Source organism: Bacillus cereus group sp. BfR-BA-01383 (assembly GCF_022663495.1).
Lineage (GTDB): Bacteria > Bacillota > Bacilli > Bacillales > Bacillaceae_G > Bacillus_A > Bacillus_A cereus_AU.
On the sequence record NZ_JAKUFP010000018.1, the window covers coordinates 88,528 to 94,527 of the forward strand.

The window sequence follows — 6,000 nt, forward strand, 5'->3', positions numbered from 1 at the left end:
AAAATAATGTTAGGTGGGAAATACATGTTAGAACAATTTCATATACATGCTGATTTAAAGCAGCAACTTTCTACAATTCACGAAAAAAATAAGCAAGAAGCTGGCGAAAATGCACATTTAATTGGAAAGAAAATATATAAAGCATCTGATAACAGCATCATCGAAGATGCTATTACAGCTCTTCTTCTTGGTAAAAACATTCTATTAAAGGGACCGACTGGTAGTGGTAAAACAGTACTTGCGGAAACTCTTTCTTCTTTATTCCAAAAACCAATGCATAGCATTAACTGTTCTGTCGACTTAGATGTAGAAGGTATTTTAGGATACAACACATTACAAACAAAAGATGGTGCATCTGAAGTTTCATTCGTTAACGGCCCTCTTATGAAGGCTATGAAGAACGGCCATTTCTTATATATTGATGAGATCAATATGGCAAAACCTGAAACGTTACCGCTTCTTCATGGTGCATTAGATTACCGTAAAATGATTACAAACCCATTTACACAAGAAGTTGTATACGGTGATGACGAATATCGCGTAATTGCTGCGATTAACGAAGGCTATGTTGGAACAAGTGAACTAAACGAGGCATTAAAAAACCGTTTCGTTATTATTGAAGTTCCTTATATTCAAGGTGATACATTAAAAGAACTATTATTAGCAGAATCAAAATTAAAAGATACTGCAACAATTGAAAAGTTCGTTGCATTTGCAAGCGATCTTATGCCTTTAGCTCGTGATGGACGTGTAAGTGAAGAAGCTGCAAGTATTCGTGGTATTATCGACGCATGTGATTTAGGTGTATATATTCCTGTTATGCGAGCTATTGAGCGAAGCATTATTGCAAAATTAAATGATGAAACAGAACAAATGACTGTCCGTGAATTAGCAGAAAGTTATTTCTTTGAGGGATAATTCATGAGACAAATTTTTAGTGACAAAAAAATTGATGCGTCGCTGTTTCTACAAATGGAAAACTTAATGTATGCTCTTCTAAAAGAAGACGATGCCTATCTTGAGTATGGCTATAAAGCATACTACGACGAAATTGAAAAAAAGGTTGTCATTAGTCACTTTTGGGATGATCGAAAAGAAGAAGATACCGTAATCGGATTAAAAAGCGAAGTGTTCTTAAAAGCACTTGGTAATAAACATTACTCGGACATGACTTTAATTCGTTCTTATGCAATTGAATTACAAGAATCACCCCTAAAAAAGTTTTTAACACAATTATTTGTTCTATTAGAAGATTTACGTGTCGAAGAAATCGTAAAAAACTTACGCCCTGGCACAAAGCATGTTTTTAAACGCCGAAAAGAAATGTACCGCAATTACTTCGGCTCACAAAATGAAATAAACCGCGTTCGTAACTATCACGGTGATCGTCTATTTTGTCTATGCTATCTTTCATTAACGAGTGATAAATATGAAATGTTTAATAATGAATATTTCGAGCAAATTGAATCAATTTTGCATGAAACATTCCAAGCTCGTAATACGGAAGATATTATGTATATCGTTGAGAAAATTCGCTATCGCTTAGAGGAACTTCTTGAAAGTGATATGCTTAACAACTATTTCGGGCATGCCCCACTCTATTTATCTGTCATTGCAGATGAAAAGAACTGCCGCGTCGAAGATCTAGCAAATGATGATACGCAGCTCGTAGATGATGACGATAATAAAAACAAAATGGATGAAAGCTTCTCCACATGGCACCGTGAAAATAAAAATAATGAAAATGAGAACTTTTTACGCTTTGAATTAGAAAGCGGCACAAAAACAAATATGATGGGTGATACTGCTCGCGAATCAGAAGATGGTGATCAAGCTCTTGGTTCTGTACAAGGTACTTCTCAAAAAAGTACACAATCTAACTTTGATGGCGCTGATACAGAAGAAGCAAGAGCGTCTCACGCTTCTAGCCAAAACGAGGGTGCATACGGTAAGTATAATGTAGGTGCTTCTCATACATTTAAAGAAGCTCGCAAAGCAAATTCTGATGAGAAAAAAGATTACCAAGCTATTAAATCAGTCGTTAATAAAGATGTAAAAGAATTAAAAAAAATTATCGAAAAAACAATCGAAAATAAAACGAATGCAAATAGTGATAAATACTACGGAAGACTTCGTAAGAAATTCCTTCGTATTTATACGGAAAAGCAGCCGCGTATGTTTTATAAAAAAGGACAAGAATCACAAGAGCTCGACGTTGCATTCCAACTGTTAGTAGACTGCTCTGGTTCTATGTATAACAAAATGGAAGAAACGAAAAAGAGTGTTGTCCTATTCCATGAAGCTTTAAAATCTTTAAAAATTCCGCACGCTATTAGTGGATTTTGGGAAGATGCTTCTAGTGCTAAACCTGAAGATAAGCCGAACGTTATCCATAAGGTTGTGACATATAAAAACTCGACTTTACCAAACGTCGGTCCAGAAATTATGCAACTTCGTGAAGAAGAGGATAACCGTGACGGATATATTATTCGTATCGTATCTGAAAAACTTGCGAAAAGACCTGAAAAACATAAATTCCTACTAGTCTTCACAGACGGTGAGCCTTCTGCGTTAGACTATCAACAAGATGGAATTTTAGATACGCACGAAGCGGTTAAACTCGCGCGTAAAAGTGGTATGGAAGTAATCGGTATCTTCATCGAAGAAGGCGAAGCGAAAGAAGCGACTTATCAATTGATGAAAAACATTTATAACCATCACTTCTTAGTGGCTAATCACGCTGAAGATTTACGCCTGAAGATTAAACCATTATTGAAAAAGCTATTACTGAAGACGATTGAATAGGAAACAGGAGCCTTGTAGCTCCTGTTTTTTTGTTAATTTACTTTGTTTCTGGTTGGAACTTGTATGGAATGGCTACTTCTAGTAATGATTCGAATCCTCCATCATAGTATGGGAATCGCTCATTTGCGATTTTTCTATCCACCCACTCGATTGCTGAAATTTCCCCTTCATCTTCTGCAATAAGTTCACCTGTTACCACTTTTGCTCGGAATGTAAAAAATAATGCATGATGTCCTTTCTCTTCAAAAAACTTCTCATTTAATGCGACAAGTCCACCTGCTATAGCAGTCAAACCTGTCTCTTCTTTTACTTCTCTTACTAGTGCTTCCGTTAATGTTTCACCTTTTTCAACAGCACCACCTGGTAATGACCAAACATTTTGTTCTACATTATGTACCATTAATATTTTTTTTTCTTCATCATGTATTAGTGCATATACGACATCAACTCTTTGCATGTTGCGTTTCTCCATTTTCTTTCTCCCCTTTATGCACAAATTAACTCATTCTATCACATTTGTAATTTCTTGTATATTTCTAAAATACAAATAAAAGGGTCGATTCCTAAGAATCGACCCTTCCTATTAATTCATCACTAACTCAGCTGCAAGCTTTTTTTTTAACTTAGCCAGCATGTCAGTTGTCATTTTGTCTAAATCATATTCTGCTTTAAAGCCCCACTCTTTCATTGCTGCTGTTGCATCAATAGAGTTTGGCCAGCTATCCGCGATTGTTTGACGAGCTGGGTCTACTGCGTAATCCATTGTAAACGTCGGGATGTGTTTACGAATTGACGCTGCGATTTGCTCTGGCTCGAAGCTCATTGCTGTAATGTTGAACGCATTTCTATGCACTAATTTAGTTGGATCAGCTTCCATTAATGAAATGATCGCTTGTAAAGCATCAGGCATATACATCATATCCATGTATGTTCCTTCTGCAATGTATGAGGTGTATGTGCCTTTTTTAATCGCCTCATAATAAATTTCAACTGCATAGTCAGTTGTTCCGCCTCCTGGAGGAGCTACATAAGAAATTAAGCCTGGGAAACGTACACCGCGCGTATCAACGCCAAACTTTTGATGATAATAATCACACAGTAATTCCCCTGCTACTTTGTTTACCCCATACATCGTAGTAGGACGCTGGATTGTATCTTGTGGTGTATTATCTTTTGGCGTTGATGGACCAAATGCACCGATAGAACTTGGTGTGAAAAACTTACAGTTTAATTCACGTGCTGCTTCTAATGCATTTACAAGTCCGCCCATATTTAAATTCCAAGCAAATAATGGATTTTTTTCTGCTGTTGCTGAAAGTAAAGCTGCTAAATGAATAATTGTATCTACTTCATTACGCTTTGCAATATCATGTAACTTTTGTCCATCTGTTACATCTAACGTTTCAAATGGACCAGACTTTACTACTTCGCTATCTGTTTCACGAATATCTGTTGCAATAACGTTCGATGCACCGTATACATCACGAAGTTTCATTACTAGTTCAGAACCAATTTGCCCTAAAGAACCGGTTACTAGAATTTTTTTCATTTTTCCCACTCCTCATTTGCAAGCTATTCAAAAGATGTCGTTACTTAAATGATACCCATTTCTTTCCCTACTTTTTCATACTTACGAATTGCTTCGTCTAACATTTCTTTCGTATGAGCTGCTGTAGGCATATTACGAACGCGACCTGTTCCTTTTGCTACAGTTGGGAACACGATAGATTTTGCATATACGCCTTCTTCATTTAGACGTTTACTAAATTCTTGCGTTAATACTTCGTCACCAATAATACAAGGCGTAATTGGTGTTTCACTTTCTCCAATGTTAAAGCCAAGTTTTTTTAGCCCTTGCTTTAAATAGCGACCATTTTCCCATAGGCGATCATGTAACTCTGTGCTTTCTATTAAGATTTCAATTGATCTCATGCAAGCTGCTGCATCAGCTGGTGTTAACGCTGTAGAGAATAAGAATGGACGTGAACGAACTTTTAACCAATCAATTAAGTTTTGCTTCCCTGCTACATATCCACCAATTACTCCAATTGCTTTTGACAATGTACCAATTTGGAAGTCAACTTTATCAGAAAGACCGAAGTGTTTTACAGTTCCCGCGCCTTTTCCAAGTACACCCGAACCGTGTGCATCATCTACATATGTCATTAAATCTAGCTCTTCTGCAATCTCAACAATTTCTGGTAATTTTGCAATATCTCCATCCATTGAGAAAACACCGTCTGTAATAACCATTAATTTATTGTAAAGACCTGATTCTTTCGCCGCGATTGCTTTTTGGCGTAAATCTTCCATATCAGAATGTTTATAAACAATAATTTTTGCTCTTGATAGACGACTACCATCGATAATAGATGCATGATTTAATTCATCTGAAAGAATCGCATCATTTTTATCCATAACGGCTGAAATCGCTGCCATATTACAGTTAAACCCTGATTGATAAGCAATTGCTGCTTCTGTATGTTTAAACTTTGCAATTGTTTCTTCCAATTTAATATGCAAATCTAAAGTACCGTTAATTGTACGAACAGCTCCTGCACCAACGCCGTACTTATGAATAGCACCAATCGCTGCTTCTTGCAAACGACTATCTGTCGCTAATCCAAGATAGTTGTTTGAAGATAAGTTAATATATTCTTTTCCGCCAATTGTAATAATCGGTCCATTTGGACTTTCGAGCGGATCAATTACGTTATAAAGTCCCTTTGATTTTAAATCCTCTAAATTTTCTTCTAAAAATTTCGCAAGTGTTTTACTAGACATCGTGAAGCCTCCCATCGTTCATGTAAGCGAATTATTATCTTAATAGTTCTAATAATCCCTCTACTAGCTTAACACGTTTTCAGAATTTATTATAGAAAAATAGTTTAAAGTAACCGCTTACAATTTTAAATTATAAATGATTCCTTACAAGAAATCTATCTTTTACTTTTCACATTTAATAGAATAAAAAAAATATTCAGGAAGGATTCGAACATGGCGTTTATAGAATCTGATGTATTCCTCTCTTCCTCTTATTTTCTTGTGCAAAATAAAAAAGGAGATGAGTCATAATCTGCACCCTTTGTAAAGGACATTTTGAGAAAAGTTAGGCAATATCAAGAAGATGATTTCTGTATTCAACAGGAGTCATCTTTTTTAAATTCCATTGATATCTATAGTGATTATAGTATG

The 6,000-nt window shown here is 35.8% G+C and carries 6 protein-coding genes; 2 read left to right on the plus strand and 4 right to left on the minus strand.

Annotated elements, in window-relative coordinates:
* The first annotated feature begins 24 nt into the window (after positions 1-24).
* On the plus strand, positions 25-918 hold the full coding sequence (locus tag MR065_RS17135) for an ATP-binding protein (RefSeq protein WP_242214517.1): 894 nt from the start codon (positions 25-27) through the stop codon (positions 916-918).
* Positions 919-921: 3 nt separating this feature from the next.
* Positions 922-2,805: a vWA domain-containing protein gene (locus MR065_RS17140; RefSeq protein ID WP_242214518.1), complete on the plus strand. Its 1,884-nt coding sequence runs from the start codon at positions 922-924 to the stop codon at positions 2,803-2,805.
* A gap of 37 nt (positions 2,806-2,842) precedes the next feature.
* On the opposite strand, the gene MR065_RS17145 is transcribed toward MR065_RS17140, so the two are convergent.
* From MR065_RS17145 to MR065_RS17160, 4 genes are all read right to left on the minus strand, one after another.
* Entirely contained in the window at positions 2,843-3,262 is a 420-nt protein-coding gene (locus MR065_RS17145) for an NUDIX hydrolase (RefSeq protein ID WP_242214523.1), read from the minus strand.
* 126 nt (positions 3,263-3,388) lie between these two features.
* Positions 3,389-4,354 carry an L-threonine 3-dehydrogenase gene (locus tag MR065_RS17150; protein ID WP_097902684.1) on the minus strand — a complete coding sequence of 322 codons (966 nt, stop codon included), beginning with the start codon at positions 4,352-4,354 and terminating at the stop codon, positions 3,389-3,391.
* Positions 4,355-4,398: 44 nt separating this feature from the next.
* The gene (locus MR065_RS17155; RefSeq protein WP_242214521.1) at positions 4,399-5,589 is read right to left on the minus strand and encodes a glycine C-acetyltransferase; all 1,191 of its coding nucleotides are present in this window, start codon (positions 5,587-5,589) and stop codon (positions 4,399-4,401) included.
* 325 nt (positions 5,590-5,914) lie between these two features.
* Positions 5,915-6,000 (minus strand): IS3 family transposase (locus MR065_RS17160; RefSeq protein ID WP_242214524.1); only part of this gene is annotated, 86 nt, incomplete at its 5' end.